The sequence below is a fragment of the Psychrobacter sp. 1U2 genome (assembly GCF_051847575.1).
This window is the reverse complement of the sequence record NZ_JBPYDC010001124.1, coordinates 1-697: the sequence shown is the minus strand read 5'-3', so window position 1 is coordinate 697 and position 697 is coordinate 1. Positions and strand designations below refer to the sequence as shown.

The window sequence follows — 697 nt, the reverse complement described above, 5'->3', positions numbered from 1 at the left end:
AACAAGCGTTCATAAAAAAACCTTGTCCTAGTGGCAAGGTTTTTTTATATCTATTCAAAATGTCATATTTAATACTGTCCCTTGTAGTTTTAGCCTCGCGCCGCTTTAATACTACGTCCATCTCACTTTCGGCGGTAATAATAGCTTACTAGGATGAAAACCAGCAGCACGGTAGCTATCTATTAACGTATTGATCGGGCGAACATAAACCTCACCGCGCCAAACAAAATATGCATTAGCCTGCTCAAATGGCTTATCATCAAACCATAAAAACACGCCTTCCATCATTTTGGGCCAGTCGTTCCAATCAATCTCAATCACATCGAACATTATCGCTAAAAAAGCAGATAGTAACGTATCATGACTCACTGCCAACATTAAATGTCCATGCTGTGGCTGGTTTTGATAAAAAAGCGATAAAATATCGAGTCCACCTTGATAGGCATTTTTTGTACCTTCAAGGTTACCTTGTAAAAAACGATTAATAAAATTGAGCACACCAATCTCTTTAAAGACTGCATTCGCAATTTCAGGCTCAGTAACCAAGCTACCTGGCTCAACCAATAACGATTGATGCGCTATCGGTCGTTGTAATCCTGCCCCTTCTTGCATTAGCTGCGCAGTATCAATACAACGTCCAATAGGGCTTGAGATGCTATCTACGTCGAGAGAATATGGTAGATGACCAGCTAACCAG

Annotated in this window: 1 protein-coding gene; it reads right to left on the bottom strand. The window is 40.5% G+C overall.

Annotated elements, in window-relative coordinates; all coding sequences use genetic code 11:
• Positions 1-111 precede the first annotated feature (111 nt).
• Positions 112-697, bottom strand: a 586-nt coding sequence (locus ACS8FD_RS20750; RefSeq protein ID WP_439277257.1) for a histidine phosphatase family protein, incomplete at its 5' end; no start/stop codon positions are given.